The following is a 21,754-nucleotide window of genomic DNA, read 5'->3' as shown; positions in this document are numbered from 1 at the left end:
ATTACGGAAGCGTCAGATTATATGGGAGCGCGGGGCGCATCGACAACCCGGGCGAAGACCAGCACGCTGACCTCCGCCGCCTTGGCGCGCAGCAGCGCGCGGGCGCACGCATCCACCGTCGCCCCCGTTGTCAGGACGTCGTCGACGACCACGATGCGGCGTCCCTGCACGTCATGGAGACGGTTTGGTGATACCTGGAATGCGCCCTGCACATTGCTGGCGCGCTGCGGCCGCGACAGCCCGACCTGCTGTTCGGTGGCGCGCACCCGTCGCAGCGTATCGCCGCTCATCCGGACGCCGCTCGCCCGCGCGATCACCCGCGCCAGCGCGCCGGACTGGTTGTAGCGGCGGGAAAAGCCGCGGCGCCAGTGCAGCGGCACCGGCACCACGAGGTCCGCCTCGGCCAGCAGCTCGCGGCCGGCCCTGCTCATCCAGCGGCCCATGATCGGCGCCAGATCGGTCCGATCCTGATACTTCAGCGCATGCACCAGCGTGCGCGCCACCTCGTCATAGCGCACGGCGGCACGGGCCCGCGCATAGGCGGGAGGTGCGGCGATCGCCTCCATCGACAACAGCTCGGGGCCGGGATCGTAGACGAAGGGGATGCCGAGCTTCGGGCAATACGGCCGCTCGATGAACGACAGCTTGCCCCAGCACGCCGCGCAGACACCCTCGCCGTCGACCGGCTCGCGGCAGGAGATGCACAGGGTCGGCAGCGCGATGTCGAGCGCCAGCTTGGCGACCTGCGCAAGGCTGCCCTGCAGCAGGCCGGCGGCCGCACGAAGTCGTCCGACGCTGATTGGAGCGAACGTCACACCCATCCGTTGAGGCTAGCGCCGCGACCAGCCCGGCTCAAGCGGCGCATTGCCCGGCTCCGAGGATCGGCGTAACCAACCCCCATGACCCAGACCGCGACCGCTCCCGTTCTGTTCGACCGCCGCCTGCTGGCGCTCCGGCAGCGCCGGGCGGCAAACGCGCCGGAGACGTTTCTGCTGGAGCGCGTCGCTGAGGATCTGGGCGATCGTCTCGCCGCGGTGAATCGCAGCTTCACGGACGCAGCCGACGTCTGGACGCCGGCTGGCGGGCTGCAGCCCTATCTGGCGGGACGCCTCGCGCGGCTGACGCATCTCGCGCCGCCCGAGGCGGCCGACGAGAGATTGCCGCTCGTGCCGCAGTCGCTCGATCTGGCGCTGTCGGCGCTGGCGTTTCAATTCGTCAACGACTTGCCCGGCCTCCTCGTGCAGATCCGCCGCGCGTTGCGCCCGGACGGTCTGCTGCTCGCGGCGATGATCGGCGGCGACACGCTGACCGAGCTGCGGCAGAGCTTCGCGGCGGCGGAGGCCGAATGCGAGGGCGGCGTCTCGCCGCGTGTCGCGCCATTCGCCGATCTTCGCGATGTCGGCGGCCTGCTGCAGCGGGCCGGCTTCGCCTTGCCCGTCACCGACGTCGACCGCGTCGTGGTGCGCTATGCCAGCCCTTTCGGCCTGATGCAGGATCTTCGCCGCATGGGCGCGGCCAACAGCCTGGTCGAGCGCCGCCGCACCCCGCTGCGCCGCGCCACCTTGCTGCGCATGGCCGAGATCTATTCGGACCGCTTCGCCGATCCGGACGGCCGCATCCGCGCCACCTTCGACATCATCTGGATCTCCGGCTGGGCACCGCATGACAGCCAGCAGAAGCCGCTGAAGCCGGGCTCGGCGACGGCGAGCCTGGAGGCGGCGGTGAAGCGGGCGCCGCGCGCAGAATGACACTGCTCGTCATCGCCGGGCTTGACCCGGCGATCCATCTTCTTCGCACCGTGATGGATGCGCGGGCCTGCGCCGCGCCGGAGGGGCTACGGCCCCGCAGGCGGGTCAAGCCCGCGCAGGACGACTGAGCGTGGAGCTGGCGCAACAACTCACAGCAGCAGATCGATCAGATGCGGCAGCAGCGGAATGTCCGCCGGCGGCATCGGGTAGTCGCGCAGCTTGTTCGGACGCACCCAGGCCAGTTGCTGGCCTTCGCGCGCGGTCACCACGCCTTCCCAGCGACGGCAGATGTACAGCGGCATCAGCAGGTGGAACGTCTCATAGGCGTGGCTCGCGAAGGTCAGCGGCGCGAGGCAGGCTTCGCGCACGGTGATGCCAAGCTCCTCGTCGAGCTCGCGGATCAGGCTGGCCTCGGGGCGCTCCCCGGGCTCGAGCTTGCCGCCGGGAAATTCCCACAGGCCGGCGAGCGCCTTGCCGGGCGGGCGCTGCGCCAGCAGCACGCGGTTGTCGGTGTCGACCAGGGCGCAGGCGACGACGAGCGTGAGTTTCAAATCGGACATCCGAGGCAGTGAGGCGGAAGGGCGATTCACTCAGCGTTAACCCATTCCCATCCCCGTCGCAAACGCGGGGAACTCAATGGAACCTTATGGAACCCGATCAATCTGTCTTTAACGCGCAACCTTGTCTCTGGCGGTTCCATTGTCATCGAGAACCCCGCGCGCATGAATCGGCTGCTCCGTCACCTCCACCGCTTCGGCCAGGACCGGCGCGGCAACATGGCGGTGCTCTTCGCGATCGCCTGCGTGCCCCTTCTGGCCTTCGTGGGGGCGGGGGTCGACTACTCGATGGCCAACAGGCTCAAGACCAAGCTGCAGATGGCGATCGATGAGGCCGTGCTCGCCGGCGTGGCCGCCGGCAAGGCCGCGCTGGATTCAGGGGCAAGCCAGGCCTCGGCCGTCTCCATGGCCCAGGCGGCGTCCTCCTCCTACTTCGCGGGCAACACTGCGAAAATTGCCGCCACCCCCACCATCAATTTCACGACGGTCGGCCGCACCCTGTCCGGCACGGGATCTGCGACCAGCGTGATGAATACGTCCTTCATGCGGCTGGTGGGCTTCCCCACCATGACCCTCAACGCCAGCTCGAGCTCGTCGGCAACGATGCAGCCCTATCTGAACGTCTATCTGCTGGTCGACATCTCGTCGTCGATGCTGCTGCCCGCAACGCAAGCCGGCATCACCCAGATGAACAAGGGGACCGGCTGCGCGCTTGCCTGCCACGAGAACACCAACGGCACCGATTCCTACAGCTACGCGCTGAAGAACAACGTGCTGCTGCGCTACCAGGTCGTCAATCAGGGTGTGCAGAACCTACTGACCTATCTGAATGGCAGCGCCGTCTACAAGAACTACGTCAAGGTGGGCCTGTGGTCGTTCGACAACCAGCTCACGCAGCTGTCGTCGTTGACCTCGAGTTTCTCCACGGTGGCGACCAATTTTCCGGCGCCGGGGCTCGCCTACAACGACGCCGCGGCTGCCACGCCGTTCGACAGTCTGATCGGCAGCTTCGTCTCCAGCGTCGGGACGGCCGGGGATGGCAGCACGTCGGCCACCCCGCAGAAGATGGTGATCATCGCCACCGACGGCGTCAACGATCCGACAAGGGCCTGGACCTCGCAGACCTCGCTGCGATCGCAGGTGCGGGTGTTCAACACCGCCTTTTGCAACACGTTCAAGACCAACGGCGTGACGGTCGCAATCATCAATACGCCCTATTATCCGATGACGTGGGACTGGGGATACAACGCGACGCTCGGCCAGCCCGGCAGCCTCGGCGGCGCCACGCGGGTCGATGACATCCCGATCGCGTTGAAATCATGTGCCGGAAGCAACTTCATCATCGCCTCCGATGTCGCCACCATTCAGAGTTCGTTCACGACCCTGTTCAACAAGGCGTCGCCGGTCCGGCTGACCAACTGATCCCGTCGTATCCGGCCGTTGTCGCGGCCGATCGCCTGCCGATGTTTACGCCCGCTTAACCGCAGGCCATGGCGGTCCGTGATTTCACGGACCGCATAAGCGAAGCTTAATGGCTGGCGCTGCATTTTCGGCCGATCGACGCTGCTTCAACCGCCCGTCAGGCTTCGTCCATGCGCCGCTTGTTCAACGCCCTCGCCAGCTTCCGCCGTAACGCCAGCGGCAATGTCGCCATGACGTTTGCGATCGTCTGCGTCCCCGTGATCGCGGCCGTCGGCTGCGGTGTCGACTACAGCCGCACCAACCAGATACGGGCCAAGCTGCAGGCCGCCGTCGACGCCGCCTCGGTCGGTGCGGTGTCGCGGACCTCGCCGGCGTTCATCGCCGCGGGCGCCATGACCGGCGACGGTGTGATCTCCGTCGGCAATGACGACGCGCGCAGCATCTTCAACGGCAACATGTCGGGCGCCAACGGCTATACGCTGGACAGGCTCACGCCCGAGGTGAAGAAGACCGGTGCGGTGCTGACGGCCACGGTGTCGTTCTCCGCGACGGTGCCGACGACGTTCATGAGCATCGTCGGATACAAGACGATGTCGCTGCAGGGTTCGTCGACCGCGAAGGCGTCGATGCCGAAATATATCGATTTCTACCTGCTGCTCGACAACTCGCCGTCGATGGGCGTCGCGGCCACCCCCGCCGACGTCACCAAGATGGTCAATGCGACGTCGGACAAATGCGCCTTCGCCTGCCACGACTACAACGACGCCAACAACTACTACAATCTCGCCAAGACGCTCGGCGTCACGACCCGGATCGACGTCCTGCGCAGCGCCACCCAGCAGCTGATGGATACGGCGGCGCGGACGCAGACCTATTCCAACCAGTTCCGCATGGCGATCTACGACTTCGGCGCATCGTCGAAGACGATCGGGCTGCGGGCGCTGTTCTCGCTGTCGTCGAGCCTGACCAGCGCCAAGAGCGCTGCCGGCAACATCGACCTGATGGGCGTGTACGGCAACAACGACTCCTTCACCGCCGATAAGGACACGCCCTACACCACCGTCCTGCCCGCCATCAACAACGAGATCGCGACGCCGGGCGACGGCACCTCGGGCTCGCCGTTGAAATATCTGTTCTTCGTCTCCGACGGCGTCGCCGACGAGAGCAATGCCGCCTGCCTGAAGCCCAAGGCCAGCGGCAACCGCTGCCAGTCGCCGATCAATCCGGCCCTGTGCACTGCGCTCAAGAGCCGCGGCATCAAGATCGCGGTGCTCTACACCACCTATCTGCAGCTGCCGACCAACAGCTGGTACATGAGCTGGATCGACCCTTTCAACAAGGGACCGTTCGGCCCGTCGCCGAACAGCGAGATCGCCCAGAACATGCAGGCCTGCGCCTCGGACGGGTTCTATTTCGAGGTGTCGCCGACCCAGGGCATTTCGGATGCGATGAATGCCCTGTTCAACAAGGCCGTCGCCGACGCGCGTATCGCCGGTTGAGCGGGATTCGCACTCAACCCAAGGGATGGATTGATCGGATTTGCGCCTTGAGGTGAAATCGCGCGGGGTATCTCATCCCGGGGGAGATTCATCGTGATCAAGGTTACGACGCTGTCGTTCATCATGCTCGTGGCGTTCTCGGCGGCGGCGTCCGCCGACAATTGCCGGGTGCCGACGATCCGCACCTTGGAGAACCAGACCGTTCAAGGTCACATGTTTGCCCGGACGGGCAGGCCCTGCAGCATCGTCCTCCTCGGCTCCCGCGGGCCGATGTTCGGTGCCCGCGTGCTATCCTCGCCGAGCCACGGCACCGTCGCCGTCGCGGGACACAAGATCGTCTACCGCTCGGCCCCGGGCTTCGTGGGCGAGGATCATTTCGCCTATGAGCGCCAGGGCACCGATGCGGTGAACAAGCCGGTGACCAAGGGTGTGGAGGTCACCGTCCATGTCGGCAGCGAGAAGATCTGAAGGCGGTGCTCAGGAGCGGTAGTCGCCGTTGATCGCGACATACTCCTTGGTCAGGTCGCAGGTCAGCACGCGGTCGCGGCCCTTGCCGAGGCCGAGTGCGACCTTGATCTGGATGGTCTGCGCCTTCATCGCGTTCGATACTTCGGTCTCGTCATAGGACGGATCGCGCGCGCCCTTCGAGGCGACGCGGATGCCGTTGAAGGAGATCGAGAGCTTGTCGCGGTCGGCCGGCTCGCCGGCCTTGCCGACGGCCATCACGACGCGGCCCCAATTGGCGTCCTCGCCGGCGATCGCGGTCTTCACCAGCGGCGAGTTGGCGATCGACATCGCGATCTTGCGCGCCGACGGCTTGCTCTTGGCGCCCTCGACGATGATCTCGACCAGCTTGCGCGCGCCCTCGCCGTCGCGGGCGACCTGCTCGGCGAGGTTGGCGAGCACGGCGTTGAACGCCTTCACGAAGGCCTTGGCTTGGGGATCGCTGATCCGGCTGATCTTCGGTGCGCCCTTGGCCGCGGCGGCGCCGGTGGCAAAGGCGAGCAAGGTGTCGGAGGTCGAGGTGTCGCCGTCGATCGTCACCGCGTTGAAGGTGTCCTCAACGCCGGCCTTCAGCAGCGCCTGCAGCGCCGGTGCGGTGATCGGCGCATCGGTGAAGATGAAGGACAGCATCGTCGCCATGTCCGGCGCGATCATGCCCGCGCCCTTGGCCATGCCGTTGATCGTCACCTTGGCCTTGCCGAGCTTGACGGTGGCGGTGGCGACCTTCGGGAAGGTGTCGGTGGTCATGATGGCGCGCGCCGCGCCCATCCAGTCTTCAGGGGTGGCGGTGCCGGCGAGACCTTCGAGCACGCCGTCGAACTTGGTGGCGTCGAGCGGCTCGCCGATGACGCCGGTCGAGGCCAGGAAGATCTCGTCCTGCTTGCAGCCGACCGCCTTGGCGGCGATCGCCGCGGTCAGCGCCGTCGACTGCTTGCCGGTCTTGCCGGTGAAGGCATTGGCATTGCCGGAGTTGACGACGAGGGCGCGCGCCTTGCCGCCCTTGAGCTTGGCGCGGCACCATTCGACCGGGGCCGAGGGACATTTCGACTTGGTGAACACACCGGCGACGGTGGTGCCGGGATCGAGCAGCGCCAGCAGGACGTCGGTGCGGTTCTTGTAGCGGATGCCGGCCGCGGCGGTCGCGAGCCTGACGCCGGCGATTGCCGGCATGTCGGGGACATCGGTCGGGGCGAGCGGGGAGACGGCTGAGGACATCGGAGAGCTTCCGGCAGGATGGCGGGAAGCGCTCTGTATCATCCTGATCGACGTTGTGGGAGTGGCTGCGCCCACGCCCACCGTCGTCATCCCCGCGAAAGCGGGGATCCATAACCACAGGATGGAGTTGTGAGCCGAGCTACTGGCCGCGTGCCCCTTTCAGGCATCACGCGGCATGGGTCCCGGCTCAAGGCCGGGACGACACCTTTTGTGACGCGGCGGTTGCGCCTCTCTGACGGCTCTGTGACGAGCGGCCGCCGCCGTGTCCGAAGCGAACCGCTTACTTCTTCGCCGGCTCGGCCGGCTTCGCGTCCGCCGGCTTGGCGGCGTCGGCGGCCGGCTTGTCCAGGCGCTCGATCTTGGCCGCCTCGCGCAGCTTGCCGACATAGTCCGCCTGGGCCTTGCGGGTGACGTAGGTCTCGATCTGGCTCTTGACCTGATCGAACTCCGGCGGCTTGCGGTTGCGCTTCTCTTCGACCTTGATGACGTGCCAGCCGAACTGGGTCTTCACCGGGTCCGAGATCTTGCCCGGCTCGAGCGAGAACGCGACGTTGGCGAATTCCGGCACCATCTGCTCCTTGGTGAAGAAGCCGAGGTCGCCGCCGTCGGAGGCGCCGGGATCCTTCGACTTCTTCTTGGCGAGCTCGGCGAAGTCGGCGCCCTTGGCGAGCTCGGCCTTGACGGCCTTGGCCTCGTCCTCGGTCTCGACCAGGATGTGGCGCGCATGCACCTCCTGCTCGCCGCCGATCTGCTTGGAGGCTTCCTCATAGACCTTCTTCATCGCGTCCGGCGTGGTCGCGGCCTTGCCCTCGCTGGCGAGCAGGCTGTCCATCAGCAGGCGGTTGCGGGTGAAGGCGAGGCGCTTCTTGAAGTCCTCGGTGTCGGCGACCTTCTTGTCCTCGGCGGCCTTCGACACGAGCTTCATGTCGATCAGGAACGACAGCACGTTCTCGTCCTTGGTCGACGGATCCATCTGGGCGAGGCTCGGCCCGAGCTCCTCCTCCGCGAGTGCGACATCGCTCTTGCGGATCTCGGCACCGTTCACCTTGGCCAGCACCGGGTTGGCATCGTCGGCGGCGCGCGCGGGGGCGACCAGCAGGGACAATGCGAGACTGCCGGCGAGAGCGGTGGCAAGGCCGAAGCGCAGGCCGGTTTTCGTAACCGGGAACGACGTGGTCATGGAAAATCCTTGTTTTGAAGAGGGGGCTCGAGGGGCTTACCTCTGGGCGGCCGGGACACTCGCCCAATCGCGGTGCCTTGGCAACGCGAAAAGTCTGTCAATTTCGTGAAATCGGCGACAGGTTGAGGGGCGATGTCCCGCCGTCGGGCGCCGTTGACAACGTTCCCCCCCAGCCATATCTCTCCCCGGTCGCTTCAAGGGCGATAGCGCTTATTTTGCTGCGTTTTTGGCCGTTGAACCCTGGTTTGCTCGTCTCCCACTCATCTGACGGCCGCCCCGAGGCGCCGACGTTCGAGCCTGGCGCGGGTGCTGCGGTGCATCACGCCGGGAACAGCAAACCCAAACCATGAGTTACGGCTGCAACGCAGACCCACACAGGCAGGATTTCAGCAATGATCGGCGCGCTCGCCCGCAAGCTTTTCGGCTCCGCCAATGACCGCCGCGTCAAGGGCTACCAGTCGCGTGTCAACGCGATCAACGCGCTGGAGCCGGAGCTCGCCAAGCTGACCGACGAGCAGCTCAAGGCGCGCACAGCAGAGTTCAAGCAGCAGCTCGCCGACGGCAAGACGCTCGACGACATTCTGGTCCCGGCTTTCGCCACCGTCCGCGAGGCCTCCAAGCGGACCCTCGGGCAGCGCCATTTCGACGTCCAGCTGATCGGCGGCATGGTGCTGCACGAGGGCGATATCGCCGAGATGAAGACCGGCGAAGGCAAGACGCTGGTGGCCACGCTCGCGGTCTACCTCAACGCGCTCGCCGGCAAGGGCGTCCACGTCGTGACGGTCAACGATTACCTCGCCCGCCGCGACGCCGGCTGGATGAGCCAGATTTACGGTTTCCTCGGCCTGACCACCGGCGTGATCGTGCACGGGCTCGACGATGCCGAGCGCAAGGCGGCCTATGCCTGCGACATCACCTACGGCACCAACAACGAATACGGCTTCGACTATCTGCGCGACAACATGAAGTACCGGCTGGAGGACATGGTCCAGCGCGGGCACTTCTTCGCCATCGTCGACGAGGTCGACTCGATCCTGATCGACGAAGCGCGCACGCCGCTGATCATTTCCGGCCCGCTCGACGACCGCTCCGACTTCTACAACACCATCGACACCTTCGTGCCGAAGCTCGACAAGACCGACTACGAGGTCGACGAGAAGCAGCGCACGGTGACGTTGACCGAAGCCGGCATGGAGAAGATCGAGACGCTGCTGCGCGACGCCGGCCAGCTCAAGGGCGAGTCGCTGTACGACGTCGAGAACGTCTCGGTCGTCCACCACATCAACCAGGCGCTGCGCGCCCACACGCTGTTCACCCGCGACAAGGACTACATCGTCCGCGACGGCGAGGTGGTGATCATCGACGAGTTCACCGGCCGCATGATGCCGGGCCGGCGCTATTCGGAAGGCCTGCACCAGGCGCTCGAGGCCAAGGAGCACCAGCCGGTGCAGCCCGAGAACCAGACGCTGGCCTCGATCACCTTCCAGAACTACTTCCGCATGTATTCCAAGCTCGCCGGCATGACCGGCACGGCGGCCACCGAGGCCGACGAGCTGTTCGACATCTACAAGCTCGAGGTGCTGGAGATTCCGACCAACCTGCCGGTCGCGCGTCTCGACGAGGACGATGAGGTCTACCGCACCCAGCAGGAGAAATACGCCGCGATCCTCGCCGAGATCGAGCGCGCCAATGCGCGGCTGCAGCCGGTGCTGGTCGGCACGGCATCGATCGAGAAGTCGGAGGTGCTCGCCGCCTATCTCAAGCAGCACGGCTATAAGCAGATCGATTTCGGCAGCGAGCGTGCCCTCGACAAGCTCTATGCGGCCGCCCGCGCCGGCAAGCCGGCGAAATTGTTCGCGGTGCTGAACGCACGCTTCCACGAGCAGGAGGCCTATATCGTGGCCGAGGCCGGCGTGCCCGGCGCGATCACGATCGCGACCAACATGGCCGGCCGCGGCACCGACATCAAGCTCGGCGGCTCCCTGGAGATGCGCATCCAGCAGGAGACCGCTGACATCACCGACGAGGCCGAGAAGGCCGCCAAGATCGAGCAGATCAAGGCCGACATCGCCCGCTTCCGCGAGATCGTGCTGAAGGCCGAGGAGACCGTCGAGATCGAGCCGGCGAAGGGCTCCAAGCCGGCCAAGACCGTGGTCAAGCCGGGCGGCCTCTACATCATCGGCTCCGAGCGCCACGAATCCCGCCGCATCGACAACCAGCTGCGCGGCCGCTCCGGCCGACAGGGCGACCCCGGCCGCTCGAAGTTCTTCCTGTCGCTCGAAGACGACCTGATGCGCATCTTCGGCTCCGACCGGCTCGACAGCATGTTGACCCGGCTCGGCCTGAAGGAAGGCGAGGCGATCATCCATCCCTGGATCAACAAGGCACTGGAGAAGGCGCAGCAGAAGGTCGAGGCGCGCAACTTCGACATCCGCAAGAACCTGCTCAAGTTCGACAACGTCCAGAACGACCAGCGCAAGGTGATCTTCGACCAGCGCGTCGAGCTGATGCAGGACGAGAGCGTGGTCGAGACCATCACCGACATGCGCCACGCCTTCATCGACGACCTCGTCAGCAAGCACGTGCCCGAGCATGCCTATGCCGAGCAGTGGGACGTCGCCGGGCTGAAGGACGAGCTCAAGCGCGTGCTCGACCTCGACCTGCCGGTGGAGGATTGGGCCAAGGAAGAGGGCATCGCCGACGAGGAACTGCTCAAGCGCATCGAGACCCATGCCGACGAGCGCATGGCCGCCAAGGTCGCGCAATGGGGTCCCGACGTGATGCGCTACGTCGAGAAGACGATCCTGCTGCAGACGCTCGACCATCTCTGGCGCGAGCACCTGATCATGCTGGACCACCTGCGCCAGGTGATCGGCCTGCGCGGCTATGGCCAGCGCGATCCGCTGCAGGAGTACAAGTCGGAGGCCTTCACGCTGTTCGAGGCGATGATCGCGCATCTGCGCGAGGCCGTCACCGCGCAGCTGATGCGGGTCGAGATCGTGCCGCCGGAGGAGCAGCAGCCGGTGCTGCCGCCGATGCAGGCGCATCACGCCGATCCCAACACCGGCGAGGACGAGATGGCCTTCGCCAACGTCTCCCTGGTGCCGTCCTCCGGCGCCGCCCCGGTGCCCGCCGAAGCGCGTAACCCCAACGATCCCACCACCTGGGGCAAGGTCGGCCGCAACGAGGACTGCCCCTGCGGCAGCGGCAAGAAGTTCAAGCACTGCCACGGGCGGTACGCGTAAGCGGGCTGCGGCCTTCGCAGCTCCTGTAGGGTGGGCAAAGCCGCCGCCGCGAGGCGGCAGCGTGCCCACCGTCTATCGACGTCGTCAGCCGCGAGATGGTGGGCACGGCGCCACCGCGAGTTGGCTTGCGGGGAGGTCAGCGGTTCGCCTTTGCCCACCCTACGGCAGCTCGCCAACTACACAAATCGAAGCTGGCGTGGCGTTAGGATTTCCTGGGGCTGTGCTGCGCCCAGCCAGATCTCCATTTGCGAATCCGCGCCACCGAGCGCTGCAGCGCGCCGGTCTTGATCCCGCCGGAGCAGACGGCATCGGTCAGCGCACCGTTGATCTCGCGGCCGATGTTGGACGTCTGGTCCTCCTCGCCGAGCTTGGTGAACATGATGATGTCGGCGCCCGCTTTGACGGCGTCCACCGCCGCGGCGGCCGGCGGCTTGGCGTCGAGGATGGCCTTCATGGCGAGGTCGTCGGTCATGACCACGCCGTCATAGCCGAGCTCGCGGCGCAGCAGGCGGTCGATCGCGTGACCCTCGCTCTGGGTGGCGACTCCGCCCCAGCGGCTGGTATTGGCGAGATGCCCGACCATGATCGCTCCGGCCAGTCCCTTCCGCATCAGCCGCCTGTAAGGCTTCAACTCCGCCGGCGACCAGGTCGCCGTGACGTCGGCAATGCCGGCGTGGCTGTCGGCGGTCGACGAGCCATGTCCGGGAAAATGCTTGAGCACCGTCAGAATGCCCTGCTTGCGATGCGCCTGGATGAAGGCCGTGGCGTAGCGCACGACCGTGTCGGCGTCGCTGCCATAGCTGCGTTGCCGCTGCCCGATGATCGGGTTCGCGGGATTGGTGTTGAGGTCGACCACCGGCGCGAGGTTCATGGTGATGTGCAGCGCCGCGAGCTTCGCGGCGAGAGCCGTGTAGGTCTCGCGCGCGGCCGCGACGGAGCCGCGGGCGATCTCCGCGGCCGACGGCGTTGCCGCCAGGCCGATATTGGGGCCGAGCCGCTCGACCGTGCCGCCTTCGTCGTCGATGGCGATGAACGGAGGCGCCGCGCATTTGCAGGATCGAATCCGCTCGATCATCGCCACGAGGTCGTCCCGCGTGCCGACATTGCGGCCGAGGATGACGACCCCGCCGATCAGCCCCTCCTCGAGGTCTGCTACGACCTGCTGGAATCCGGCATCGGATGGCTTGGTGCCGAAGAAGCCGGCCATGATCATGGGGCCGACCAGGCGTGCCGTGGCTGGCCTGTTGCGGCACTCGGCCGCGACTCCGGCCTGACCCGACAGGATCAGGGAGGCGAGGACCAGGGAAAGAATGCCGGATCGTCGGAGCATCGCGGTCCCCGGCAGCCGTGTCGGCGATGGGCTCGTCTGCACCGGTTCAGCTCACGCCGTCTGCGAAACGGCCTCAGATCGCGGCCAGGCTCTCGACGCGCGCGCCCTCGGCGATCGTCCGCGGCGCTGTGTTGAGCTGCTCGATCGCAAAGCCGGCCGCCTTCTTGTAGCCGGCCATGAACGCCTCGCGCTCGGCCGGCGGGATCACCTCGTCGATGTCCGTGAAGGTGCCGCCGCAGCGCTCGTCGACCAGATTGAGCAGGCCGAACGGGCCGGCGCCGCGATTGCGCAGGATGACCTGCGAGATCGGGCCGCACAGCTTGTCGTCATAGGCGGCGAGCGCCGCCGGCGTCACGCCGTGCGCCAGCAGGCAGGTGCCGAGCACGCGGGCGTCGACGATCGCCTGGCTCGCGCCGTTCGAGCCAGTCGGATACATCGCATGCGCGGCGTCGCCCATCAGCGCCACCGGCCCGTCGACCCAGGTCGGCACCGGATCGCGGTCGATCATCGGGTTCTCATAGGCGCCGTCGGCGCCCGCGATCAGCGCGGGGACGTCAAGCCAGTCATAGGTCCACCCCGAGAAATGATGCGCGAACTCGGCGACCGGCACCTGGCGGAACCAGCCGGTCTGCTTCCAGCCCTCGGTGTTGTCCATCGTCACCTCGGCGATCCAGTTGATCAGCGCGAGGCCCGTTTTGGGATCGGGATGCGAGATCGGATAGACCACGACGCGGTGGCGGTGGGTGCCGAGCCCGACGAACGACGCGCCAGTGCGCATCGGCTTCGCCCAGGTGACGCCGCGCCACATCACCGCGCCGCCCCAATGGATCGGCGGCTGGGTAGGATGCATCTGCGCGCGCACCGCGGAATGGATGCCGTCGGCGCCGATCAGCAGCCGCCCGCGCTGCTCGGAGCGCGAGCCGTCGGCATGCTCGACACGCGCCGTCACCGTGCCATCCGCATGCTTGTCATAACCCGCGACGCGGCTGCCGAGCCGCACCGTCGCAGCGCCGGCCCGCTGCACCAGCCGGCTGTACAGCAGCATGTGCAGCTTGCCGCGATGCACGGCATATTGCGGCCAGTTGTAGCCGGCGAGCAGGCCGCGCGGCTCGGAATAGATGTCGTTGCCGTTCAGCCCGACCAGCGCCCATTCCTTCGCGGGCACGCCGACCTGGTCGAGATCATCGGCGCCGATGCCGAGGTCATACAGCTCGCGCACCGCATTGGGCTGCAGGTTGATGCCGACCCCGAGCGGCCGCATCTCGCGCACGCTCTCGTAGACGATGCAGGGCACGCCGATCTGCTGCAGGGTCAGCGCGGTCGCGAGGCCGCCAATGCCGCCGCCGGCGATGAGGACAGGAAGGTCGGTCATGGGCATGGTCCGTCGCGCGTGAACTCAAGAGAAACCGGAGAGAGAGGCCGAAAAGGGGATGCAGGCACGGCGTTTGCTGCGTGTGCGGATCGCCTCCCCTCGATGCCTCCTGGCCAGCCTTGTCGGCTGGTCTCATGGTAAAGGCCTAGTTCAGAAGGGCAGCGGAAACAAGAGGAATGGGCCTGACGCGCCGGCGTGGTAGACTGGTGCCATGCAGCCCTTGTCTCGGTCCCTCTGCGCGGCTCTCCTGCTCTGCGGCATCAGCTGCCCGGGCCTCGCGTTCGACATCGAGGCGCACCGTGGCGGGCGCGCGCTCCATCCGGAGAACACGCTGCAGGCGTTCACAGTCGCGCTGGCGCTTCGCGTGGACACGCTCGAACTCGATGTCGGGGTCACCCGCGACGGCGTGCTGGTGGTCTCGCACGAACGGCGGCTCAATCCCGATCTCGCCCGCGATGCCCTCGGCCATTACGTGGCCCCGCCCGGGCCGCTGCTGATCGACCTGCCGCTTGCAGAGGTGCAGTCCTACGATGTCGGGCAGATCAGGCCGGGCAGCGACTATGCCAAGCAGTTTCCGGAGCAGAGGGTGCTCACCGGCGAATTGTTTCCGTCACCCCGGATTCCGACGTTGAAGCAGGTCATCGATCTCGTCAGGCGCTCCGGCAAAGACCAGGTGCGTCTCAACATCGAGACCAAGCTCGATCCCGCCTTTCCCAGTGAAGCGCCGGATCCCGAGCGTTTCGTCAGCCTCCTGCTCGACCTGATCGCGGCCGAGCACTTCGCCGACCGGGTCATGATCCAGTCGTTCGACTGGCGCATCCTGCAACTGGTGCAGCAGCGCGCGCCTCGGATCCCCACAGTCTATTTGTCGCGCGTCGGCGGCAAGACGCCGACAGTGTCATTGACCGAAGCCACTCGCTGGACCGCCGGGTTCAATCCCGCCGATCACGGCCAATCGCTGCCGCGCACGATCCACACGGCCGGCGGCAAGGTGTGGTCGCCCTACTACACCGAGGTCACGCCGGAGCTGATCAGCGAGGCGCATGCGCTCGGTCTTCAGGTGGTGGTGTGGACCGTCAACAAGCCCGAGGACATGGCTCAACTGATCGACATCGGTGTCGACGGCATCATTTCCGACTGGCCGAATCTCCTGCGCCAGGTGGCGGCAGACAAGGGGCTCGTGAAGCCCATGGGGCAACTGCACATTCAGCGGCTGGCGCCGGGGCTGCCGGAGAAATAGGGTCGTCTCAATTCTTTCCGAGCCAGGCCGCGCGACCTGCTCAAGGCGCCAATCGTTTGGTCATGAACAGGCTGAGCGGGTCGAGGCGGTAGGTGCCGAACGGGCCGCAATCCCGATAGCCGAAGCTCCGATAGAGCCGGATCGCCTGAGGCTGCTTGATTCCCACTTCGAGGCTGACGCGGTCGATGCCGCGCAGCCTGGCCTCGCTTTCCAGCGTCGCGAGGAGCCTGCGTCCGAGCCCACAGCCGCGCGCCGCTTCTTGCACGAACAGTCGCTTGATCTCGGCATGCCCCGGACCAATCGGCCGGAGGGCAACCGAGCCGAGCAGCGATCCGTTGCGACGGGCCGCCAGAAAAGCAACCCCGGGCGCCGACAGCGCGTCGACGTCGACGGGACGGTTGCCTTGAGCTGGGTACAACGTCCGCAGATAGTCGTCGGCCTCCTCCATAAGGGCCGCCACGTCGGCCTGCCTGGCATCTTCGGCCGCGATGGTGATGCCAATCGGATTCATCTTCCCAGCCGGGAGATCGTCACGGCGCGCTGTCATCCCGGCAGAGGACCGCCGTCTCGTTCAACCGGCGAGACAGCATCGTCTGTCGCGATCAAAAATGGTAGTTCACCCCGATTGTCGCGGCATGGATGGTGTCCTTGAAGCCGGCGAAGGTCACGCGATTGGTCGGGCTCGTCAGAAGCAGGCTCTTGGTGCCGAAATCATAGTAGTTGTATTCGACATTCGCCGACCAATTCGCCGCGAAGGCCCACTCCACGCCGGCGCCCGCGGTCCACCCGGTGCGGGTCGTCGTCACGCTCGGATCGGTGAACACACCTGCGTTCGGGCTGACAAAGGCGTCATCGAGCTTTTCGCGCGTCCATGCGGCGCCACCCCGGGCGTAAACCAGCCACGTCGCGGCATAGACGTAACCGAGGCGGCCCGTCACCGATGCCAGAAAGTCGTTCCGGATGCGGAGTTGAGACGGCACCAGCAATCCGCCCAGCCCCGGGAATCTCACGAACTCATTGCGCGTGGTCTCAAGGCTGGTCCATGCGGCGCGGCCTTCGCCGCCAATCACCCAGTTCGGCGCAAACTGGTAGTCGCAGCCGATCTGGCCGCCGCCGACGAACCCCGTGGCCTGGTAGTTGATCGAGCGGCCGAGAGCATTGGTCGACGTGTCGTCGCTGACGGCACCCCCGAGATGTCCGCCGGCAAAGCAGCCGGTCCAGCTGACCGGTGCGGCGGCGACGGGAGCCTTGACGGCCATGGGAAGATCGGCGGCGAAGGCCGCGGCGGTGGAGATGATCATCACCGCCGCGCTCAACATGATCGTGTTACGCATTGACAAAACCCCCAGCAATCACGCTGAGGTTGTAGCATTTGGAGGTAACGCTGTATGTTACTGCCCAGCAACATTCCGTAAAATTACGGAACCTTCTGAAGCTTTCGGCTTACGCGTGAACCACCTCATGCCGGATCACGAATGGCGCCAGCAGCGTGTGCACCTCGTTTGCGATCGCCTCGCGTTGCTCGGCCGGCACATTCCGCAAGGTCACCGTGGCGAGGCTGCCGTGGCTGCCATGGGCGCCGACCTTGACGCTGCAGTCGATGCCGCGGTCGGTGAGCTGCGACAGCACCTTGGTGAACACGCGCGTCGCGGCGTCCCAGCGCAGCTGCGGCTTGAACACCTTGCCGACGCCGGTCACCGGCATCGGATCGATCGGGATGATCTGCACCGGCACGGCGGCGCGCTCGGGCGTGCGCGCGCGCACCCAGTCCTCCAGCTCGCCCGGCTGCACGCTCGCGCCCGGCTTCAACTGCACATAGCCGATCGGCAGCTCGCCGGCGTAGGCGTCGGGCTGGCCGACCACGGCGGCGAAGCCGACCGCGGGATGCTGGAACAGGATGTCCTCGATCGGCGCCGGGTCGATGTTGTGGCCGCCGCGGATGACCAGGTCCTTGGCGCGGCCGGTGATCCAGAGAAAGCCGTCGGCATCGAGCCGGCCGAGATCGCCGGAATTGACCCAGTGGCCGTCGATGAAGGCGCCCTTGTTGTGCGCCTCGTCGAGATAGCCGGAGAACACGCCGGGTCCGGCCATGATGACGACGCCGATCTCATCTTTCGCGCAGTCGCGCTCGTAAACCCCGTCGGCATCGAGCTTGACGATCCGCACCTTGGCATAGGGCAGGGGCAGGCCGACCGAGCCGAGCCGGATCGGCTGGTCCGCATAGGCCATGGTGTGCACGCTCGCGGTCTCGGTCATGCCGTAGACCTCGAGCACGGGCAGCTTGAGCTTGTCCATGATCGCCTGGCCGACGGCGACGGGGATCGCCGAGCCGCCGCCAGCGGCATAGCGCAGGCTGGAAACATCGGCGCTGCCTTGCGGCACCGCCAGCGTTGCCGCGAGCACCGTCGGCACGCTCGACAGCGTCTCCGGCTTGAAGCGCTCGACCAGGCCCCAGATGTTGCGCACGGCATTCGGATTGCGCCAGCCGGCGCCGGAGAGCACCACGAGGCTGCCGCCGGCCGAGAGCGTCTGCAGCGCCTGCGTCAGCGAGCCGCCGACATGGAACAGCGGCATGCCGAACAACAGCGTCGCTCCGGGCTTCGCCTTCAACAGCAGGTTGATCCCCCAGGCCTGGTAGACCTGGTTGCCGTGGCTGTGCCGCACCAGCTTCGGCGTGCCGGTGGTGCCGCCGGTGTGGAAATAGGCCGCGGTGTCGCTGGCCTTGATCTGCCGCCCGCTGACGAGGCGGTCGCCCGGCTGCGGCTTGATCAGGTCGTTGAAGGCGTGGATGCCGTTGGCCGGGTCGCCGCCGCCGCCATGGACCTGCACGATCGCCTTGAGGTGCTTGAGGCCGCCGCGGACCTTCTCGACCTTCTGCCAGATGTCGGTGCCGGGCAGGGGGCCCAGCGCCACCAGCACCTTGGTCTTGGCGGCATCGAGAATCTCGGCGATCTGATGCGGCTCGAGCAGCGGATTGACGGGATTGGCGATGCCCGCGGCCTCCGCGCCGAACAGCGTGACGAATGCTTCGGGCACCAGCGGCAGCATGAAGCTGACGACGTCGTCGGGGCCGACGCCGAGCGCATGAAACATGTTGGCCGCCTGCGTCACCTTCGCGATGAAGTCGCGATAGCTGATGGTGACCGGCGCATCGGCCGGATCGGCATTCGGCAGAAACTGGATCGCCGGCGCATCGGGATTGGCCGACGCCCCGCATTTCAGAGCGTCATACGTACTCTGCGCGGCGATGCGTTCGCTGTACGGCGTCTGCTCGAAGGCGCGGATGTCAGCCGTGCTGGCGAATGTCGGATAGTCGCTGCCGATGGCGCGATCGAGCAGATGCATGCCCATTGGCCTGTCCTCCCTGTGTCGGTCCTCGTCCGGCCACGCCGGGCCGGTGATCGCGCGCGAGCTCTATGGCCCGTTCGTCGCGATCGTCAGGTGACAGGATGAGGGAGGATTCGTCTTGCGTCTATCCCGGCGTTGCCGGGCCAGGAGACCGATTTGCCGCAGGAGAGATGCCGCAGGGTGGGCAAAGGCGCGTCCCAGGTGCTGCTCCGCGGGATTCAGTCGACGCGCCGTGCCCACCGTCCATCGACGTGTGCATCGGCCAATGGTGGGCACGGCGCGCGCACCAGTCTTCGCTTCAGCTCAAGCCGGGCGCGCCTTTGCCACCCTACGGCCTTCGAACTCCGCGTCATTGCGAGCGCAGCGAAGCAATCCAGGATGGTGGGCGAGACCCTGGATTGCTTCGCTGCGCTCGCAATGACCGGAGGATAGAGCTCGGCCCTGAATGCCTGCAACGCCCGAGCCGCTCAGCTCGCCGCGTCGATCAGGTTCTCCAGCAGCCGCTTCAGCTCGCCGGTCGCCTTGTCGCCGTAGTTCTCCAGGATATGCGCCTCCTGGCTGGCGGCGAGCGAGTTCAGCCGCTTGCACAGCGCCTTGCCACGGTCGCTGATGAACATCAGCACCTTGCGGCGGTCGTGGGCGTCCTGGCGGCGGTAGACCAGCGAGTCCGACACCATGCGGTCGATCATCTTTGTCAGGGTCGGATGGTTCAGCAGCACCGCCTCGGCGAGGTCGCCCATCGAGTGTCCCTCGCCGTCGGAGAGCACCTTGAGGATGCGCCATTGCTCGACGGGCACGCCCTCCGCGCTCAAGCGCGATTCCAGCTGCCGGTTGATCTCCCGGTTGGCTTGCGCGAGCAGGTAGGCGAGATGTTCGGTGAGGGGTGTGTTTGGATTTGGCGATTTGGCCACGGTGAACTTCGCTCAGGGGTCCCGAATTGAATGATTGTCCGGCAGTTGCTGCCCGATCTATATGCATCCCAATTCTTGAACATTCAACATTTTCGAATAGGATATTTGCCGAACCTGTGCTGATTTTGACGGCGTATGACCGCCGGCCCACAGTGGGCCAACCCCGGTTGTGGCCAAGGAGTGGGTGTGCTCTCGACAGGATCCGTCACGGCCGGTCGCCTCAACCTGCCGCCATCCCTGCTGTTCAGGAGCCCGCCCCGGCGCGACGGCCTGACGTCGCTGATCCGCCTCGATCCCGATCGCTTCGAGCGGCGCGGCCGGCACAACAAGCTGCGCATCGGCAATTTCATCACCTTCTCCGGCTCGCCGGGCATCTGGGGTCCGGCTGCGACCAACAGCGCGCTGCTCGCGGTCTCCGAGATCAACCGCCGCGGCGGCATTCTCGGCCGCGAGATCGAATTGTCGTTCTACGATTCCGGCGGTCCGGTGGAGGAGGTGGTCGCGCGCGCCCGCGACGCGCTCGACTTCGACGACATCGACGTGGTGATGGGCTCGCATATCAGCGCCGTGAGGCTGGGGCTGCGCAGGCTCACCCGCGGCCGCATCCCCTACGTCTACACGCCCGTCTATGAAGGCGGCGAGCGCACCCCGGGCGTGATGGCGATCGGCGAGACGCCGCACAGCCAGACCCGCCCCGCCATTCACTGGCTGGCGGAGAACAAGGGCGCCAGGCGCTGGTACCTGATCGGCAGCGACTATGTCTGGCCGTGGCAATCGCATCTCCAGACCAAGACCTACATCACCGAGGCCGGCGGCCAGGTCGTCGGCGAGGAGTTCGTGCCGGTCGGCGACGACGATCACGAGGCGCATCTGGCGCGCATCCGCGCCGCCCGGCCGGACGTGGTGCTGGTGTCGCTGATCGGCACCGACAGCATCACCTTCAACCGGGCGTTCGGCGAATCCGGTCTGGCGGCCACCACGCTGCGTCTCGCCGGGGCGGTGGACGAAACCGTGCTGCTCGGCATCGGCGCCGACAACACCGAGAACCTGTATTCCGCCTCCGGCTATTTCAACTGCATCGGCTCGGCGGCGAATGACGCCTTCATGAGCCTGTACACCGCAAGGTTCGGCGCGGACGCGCCGCCGGTCGGCTCGGTCGGCCAGTCGAACTACGAAGGCCTGTGCTTCCTGAAGGCCGCCGCCGAGCGCGCGGGCTCACTGGCGCTGCGCCCGCTCGCCGCCGCCGGCCGCAACATCGTCTATTCCGCCGCCCGCGGCGACGTCGCCATCCGCCACGGCCGCGCCGGCATGGCGATTCACCTCGCCGCCGCCGACGGCCTGGATTTCAGGATCATCCGCACGTTCTGACCGCCGCGGAGTTTTGAATGTCATGGCGAGCGCCGACGCCGGCCCGGCGCAGTGGTCATGCGTCGCGTGCCGACAGAGGGACGAGCGCTCGTCGTTGGCTCGATCGGCTTGCCAATCGCAAATGCTCCGTTGGAGACCAACTGAGTACCCTCAACCCTCACCCTGAGGAGCCCGCCGCAGGCGGGCGTCTCGAAGGGCGAGGCCCGGATCCGGCCTCATGGTTCGAGACGGCGCTGCGCGCCTCCTCACCATGAGGGTTGAGTGCGAAGCCGGAGCTGTCCGCTGGCCGTCAGCAACGCGCCGAAGGGGAGACCCCGACCCTCCCAGGCGGTCGAGTCCGTCGGGGCGCTTGGGCGGCTCGTGTTTCGGTTCAGCTCTGGCAGCGCCGCCGGCAGCTCACGCCGCCGCGGCATTCTTGGCCGGCGCTTCCGAGGCTAACGTCTGCGCGATGCCGACATCCCGGATCATGCGGCTGATCGCCTCGTGCGGCATCGGCTTGCCGAACAGGAAGCCCTGCACGCTGGCGCAGCCTTCCTCGCGCAGGAAGGCGAGATGCTGCTGGGTCTCGACGCCTTCGGCGAGCACGGGAATGTTCAGGCTGCGGCCGAGCAGCAGGGTCGCCTTGACGATCGCAGCCGCATGCACGCTGGTCTCGACCGACTGGATGAAGCTCTTGTCGACCTTGATCTTGTCGAACGGAAACACCTGCAAGGTCGACAGCGACGAATAGCCGGTGCCGAAATCGTCCATCGCCACGGTGACGCCGATTCCCTTCAGCGCCTGCATCACCTGCAGCGCGTGCTGGCGGTCGGCGA

Annotated in this window: 19 protein-coding genes; 8 read left to right on the top strand and 11 right to left on the bottom strand. The window is 66.6% G+C overall.

Features of this window, described 5'->3' with window-relative positions:
• Positions 1-17 precede the first annotated feature (17 nt).
• Positions 18-821, bottom strand: coding sequence for a ComF family protein (locus BRAS3809_RS08920; RefSeq protein ID WP_008961757.1), 804 nt, complete (start codon positions 819-821; stop codon positions 18-20).
• Between the two features lie 78 nt (positions 822-899).
• Between BRAS3809_RS08920 and BRAS3809_RS08915 the strand changes: the two genes are divergently transcribed.
• Together BRAS3809_RS08915 and BRAS3809_RS37590 are read left to right on the top strand one after the other, a co-directional pair.
• Complete coding sequence (locus BRAS3809_RS08915) at positions 900-1,748, top strand: methyltransferase domain-containing protein (RefSeq protein ID WP_008961756.1); 849 nt, start codon at positions 900-902, stop codon at positions 1,746-1,748.
• Positions 1,745-1,876 carry a hypothetical protein gene (locus BRAS3809_RS37590; protein WP_283805754.1) on the top strand — a complete coding sequence of 44 codons (132 nt, stop codon included), beginning with the start codon at positions 1,745-1,747 and terminating at the stop codon, positions 1,874-1,876. The genes BRAS3809_RS08915 and BRAS3809_RS37590 overlap by 4 nt, the downstream gene beginning before the upstream one ends.
• A gap of 21 nt (positions 1,877-1,897) precedes the next feature.
• Here the strand turns inward: BRAS3809_RS37590 and BRAS3809_RS08910 are convergent, their stop codons facing one another.
• Positions 1,898-2,308 (bottom strand): (deoxy)nucleoside triphosphate pyrophosphohydrolase, encoded by a 411-nt coding sequence (locus tag BRAS3809_RS08910; RefSeq protein ID WP_008961755.1) that lies wholly within the window; start codon positions 2,306-2,308, stop codon positions 1,898-1,900.
• A gap of 162 nt (positions 2,309-2,470) precedes the next feature.
• On the opposite strand from BRAS3809_RS08910, the gene BRAS3809_RS08905 reads away from it, so the two are divergent.
• The 3 genes from BRAS3809_RS08905 to BRAS3809_RS08895 all read left to right on the top strand — a co-directional run bounded on the left by BRAS3809_RS08905 (position 2,471) and on the right by BRAS3809_RS08895 (position 5,694).
• A complete protein-coding gene (locus tag BRAS3809_RS08905; protein WP_008961754.1) occupies positions 2,471-3,727 on the top strand; it encodes a TadE/TadG family type IV pilus assembly protein in 1,257 nt (418 codons plus the stop codon).
• 170 nt (positions 3,728-3,897) lie between these two features.
• Positions 3,898-5,226, top strand: a complete 1,329-nt coding sequence (locus BRAS3809_RS08900; RefSeq protein WP_008961753.1) for a TadE/TadG family type IV pilus assembly protein — start codon at positions 3,898-3,900, stop codon at positions 5,224-5,226.
• Positions 5,227-5,319: 93 nt separating this feature from the next.
• Positions 5,320-5,694 carry an Ig-like domain-containing protein gene (locus BRAS3809_RS08895; protein WP_008961752.1) on the top strand — a complete coding sequence of 125 codons (375 nt, stop codon included), beginning with the start codon at positions 5,320-5,322 and terminating at the stop codon, positions 5,692-5,694.
• A gap of 9 nt (positions 5,695-5,703) precedes the next feature.
• Here BRAS3809_RS08895 and argJ read toward each other — a convergent pair whose 3' ends face one another.
• Positions 5,704-6,945 carry a bifunctional glutamate N-acetyltransferase/amino-acid acetyltransferase ArgJ gene (argJ, locus tag BRAS3809_RS08890; protein WP_008961751.1) on the bottom strand — a complete coding sequence of 414 codons (1,242 nt, stop codon included), beginning with the start codon at positions 6,943-6,945 and terminating at the stop codon, positions 5,704-5,706.
• Positions 6,946-7,225: 280 nt separating this feature from the next.
• Positions 7,226-8,125: a peptidylprolyl isomerase gene (locus tag BRAS3809_RS08880; protein ID WP_085963469.1), complete on the bottom strand. Its 900-nt coding sequence runs from the start codon at positions 8,123-8,125 to the stop codon at positions 7,226-7,228.
• A gap of 392 nt (positions 8,126-8,517) precedes the next feature.
• On the opposite strand from BRAS3809_RS08880, the gene secA reads away from it, so the two are divergent.
• Positions 8,518-11,370, top strand: coding sequence for a preprotein translocase subunit SecA (secA, locus tag BRAS3809_RS08875; protein ID WP_008961749.1), 2,853 nt, complete (start codon positions 8,518-8,520; stop codon positions 11,368-11,370).
• Positions 11,371-11,572: 202 nt separating this feature from the next.
• On the opposite strand, the gene BRAS3809_RS08870 is transcribed toward secA, so the two are convergent.
• Both BRAS3809_RS08870 and BRAS3809_RS08865 read right to left on the bottom strand, forming a co-directional pair.
• On the bottom strand, positions 11,573-12,700 hold the full coding sequence (locus BRAS3809_RS08870; RefSeq protein ID WP_008961748.1) for a glycoside hydrolase family 3 N-terminal domain-containing protein: 1,128 nt from the start codon (positions 12,698-12,700) through the stop codon (positions 11,573-11,575).
• Between the two features lie 73 nt (positions 12,701-12,773).
• Positions 12,774-14,072, bottom strand: coding sequence for a flavin-dependent oxidoreductase (locus BRAS3809_RS08865; RefSeq protein WP_008961747.1), 1,299 nt, complete (start codon positions 14,070-14,072; stop codon positions 12,774-12,776).
• Positions 14,073-14,283: 211 nt separating this feature from the next.
• Between BRAS3809_RS08865 and BRAS3809_RS08860 the strand changes: the two genes are divergently transcribed.
• On the top strand, positions 14,284-15,312 hold the full coding sequence (locus BRAS3809_RS08860; RefSeq protein ID WP_008961746.1) for a glycerophosphodiester phosphodiesterase: 1,029 nt from the start codon (positions 14,284-14,286) through the stop codon (positions 15,310-15,312).
• A 40-nt stretch (positions 15,313-15,352) separates the two neighbouring features.
• Here the strand turns inward: BRAS3809_RS08860 and BRAS3809_RS08855 are convergent, their stop codons facing one another.
• From BRAS3809_RS08855 to BRAS3809_RS08840, 4 genes are all read right to left on the bottom strand, one after another.
• The gene (locus tag BRAS3809_RS08855) at positions 15,353-15,823 is read right to left on the bottom strand and encodes a GNAT family N-acetyltransferase (RefSeq protein ID WP_035655811.1); all 471 of its coding nucleotides are present in this window, start codon (positions 15,821-15,823) and stop codon (positions 15,353-15,355) included.
• A 91-nt stretch (positions 15,824-15,914) separates the two neighbouring features.
• Complete coding sequence (locus BRAS3809_RS08850) at positions 15,915-16,664, bottom strand: outer membrane protein (protein ID WP_240535631.1); 750 nt, start codon at positions 16,662-16,664, stop codon at positions 15,915-15,917.
• 91 nt (positions 16,665-16,755) lie between these two features.
• On the bottom strand, positions 16,756-18,663 hold the full coding sequence (locus BRAS3809_RS08845; protein ID WP_008961743.1) for an acyl-CoA synthetase: 1,908 nt from the start codon (positions 18,661-18,663) through the stop codon (positions 16,756-16,758).
• Between the two features lie 464 nt (positions 18,664-19,127).
• Positions 19,128-19,571, bottom strand: a complete 444-nt coding sequence (locus BRAS3809_RS08840) for a MarR family winged helix-turn-helix transcriptional regulator (RefSeq protein ID WP_008961742.1) — start codon at positions 19,569-19,571, stop codon at positions 19,128-19,130.
• 186 nt (positions 19,572-19,757) lie between these two features.
• Between BRAS3809_RS08840 and BRAS3809_RS08835 the strand changes: the two genes are divergently transcribed.
• Positions 19,758-20,939: a substrate-binding domain-containing protein gene (locus BRAS3809_RS08835; protein WP_008961741.1), complete on the top strand. Its 1,182-nt coding sequence runs from the start codon at positions 19,758-19,760 to the stop codon at positions 20,937-20,939.
• 396 nt (positions 20,940-21,335) lie between these two features.
• On the opposite strand, the gene BRAS3809_RS08830 is transcribed toward BRAS3809_RS08835, so the two are convergent.
• On the bottom strand, positions 21,336-21,754 hold a 419-nt coding region (locus BRAS3809_RS08830; RefSeq protein WP_035655809.1), incomplete at its 5' end, for an EAL domain-containing protein.

Source organism: Bradyrhizobium sp. STM 3809 (genome assembly GCF_000239795.1).
GTDB lineage: Bacteria > Pseudomonadota > Alphaproteobacteria > Rhizobiales > Xanthobacteraceae > Bradyrhizobium.
The sequence above is the reverse complement of the archived record's forward strand: the minus strand, read 5'-3'. Positions and strand labels throughout refer to the sequence as shown.

Bases quoted from the DNA above. Each gene is read 5' to 3' on its own strand.
- BRAS3809_RS08900 (WP_008961753.1), top strand. From the start codon at position 3,898: ATGCGCCGCTTGTTCAACGCCCTCGCCAGCTTCCGCCGTAACGCCAGC.
- BRAS3809_RS08855 (WP_035655811.1), bottom strand. From the start codon at position 15,823: ATGAATCCGATTGGCATCACCATCGCGGCCGAAGATGCCAGGCAGGCC.
- BRAS3809_RS08845 (WP_008961743.1), bottom strand. From the start codon at position 18,663: ATGGGCATGCATCTGCTCGATCGCGCCATCGGCAGCGACTATCCGACA.
- BRAS3809_RS08920 (WP_008961757.1), bottom strand. From the start codon at position 821: ATGGGTGTGACGTTCGCTCCAATCAGCGTCGGACGACTTCGTGCGGCC.
- BRAS3809_RS08880 (WP_085963469.1), bottom strand. From the start codon at position 8,125: ATGACCACGTCGTTCCCGGTTACGAAAACCGGCCTGCGCTTCGGCCTT.
- BRAS3809_RS08860 (WP_008961746.1), top strand. From the start codon at position 14,284: ATGCAGCCCTTGTCTCGGTCCCTCTGCGCGGCTCTCCTGCTCTGCGGC.
- BRAS3809_RS08905 (WP_008961754.1), top strand. From the start codon at position 2,471: ATGAATCGGCTGCTCCGTCACCTCCACCGCTTCGGCCAGGACCGGCGC.
- argJ (WP_008961751.1), bottom strand. From the start codon at position 6,945: ATGTCCTCAGCCGTCTCCCCGCTCGCCCCGACCGATGTCCCCGACATG.
- secA (WP_008961749.1), top strand. From the start codon at position 8,518: ATGATCGGCGCGCTCGCCCGCAAGCTTTTCGGCTCCGCCAATGACCGC.
- BRAS3809_RS08865 (WP_008961747.1), bottom strand. From the start codon at position 14,072: ATGACCGACCTTCCTGTCCTCATCGCCGGCGGCGGCATTGGCGGCCTC.
- BRAS3809_RS08910 (WP_008961755.1), bottom strand. From the start codon at position 2,308: ATGTCCGATTTGAAACTCACGCTCGTCGTCGCCTGCGCCCTGGTCGAC.
- BRAS3809_RS37590 (WP_283805754.1), top strand. From the start codon at position 1,745: ATGACACTGCTCGTCATCGCCGGGCTTGACCCGGCGATCCATCTTCTT.
- BRAS3809_RS08915 (WP_008961756.1), top strand. From the start codon at position 900: ATGACCCAGACCGCGACCGCTCCCGTTCTGTTCGACCGCCGCCTGCTG.
- BRAS3809_RS08870 (WP_008961748.1), bottom strand. From the start codon at position 12,700: ATGCTCCGACGATCCGGCATTCTTTCCCTGGTCCTCGCCTCCCTGATC.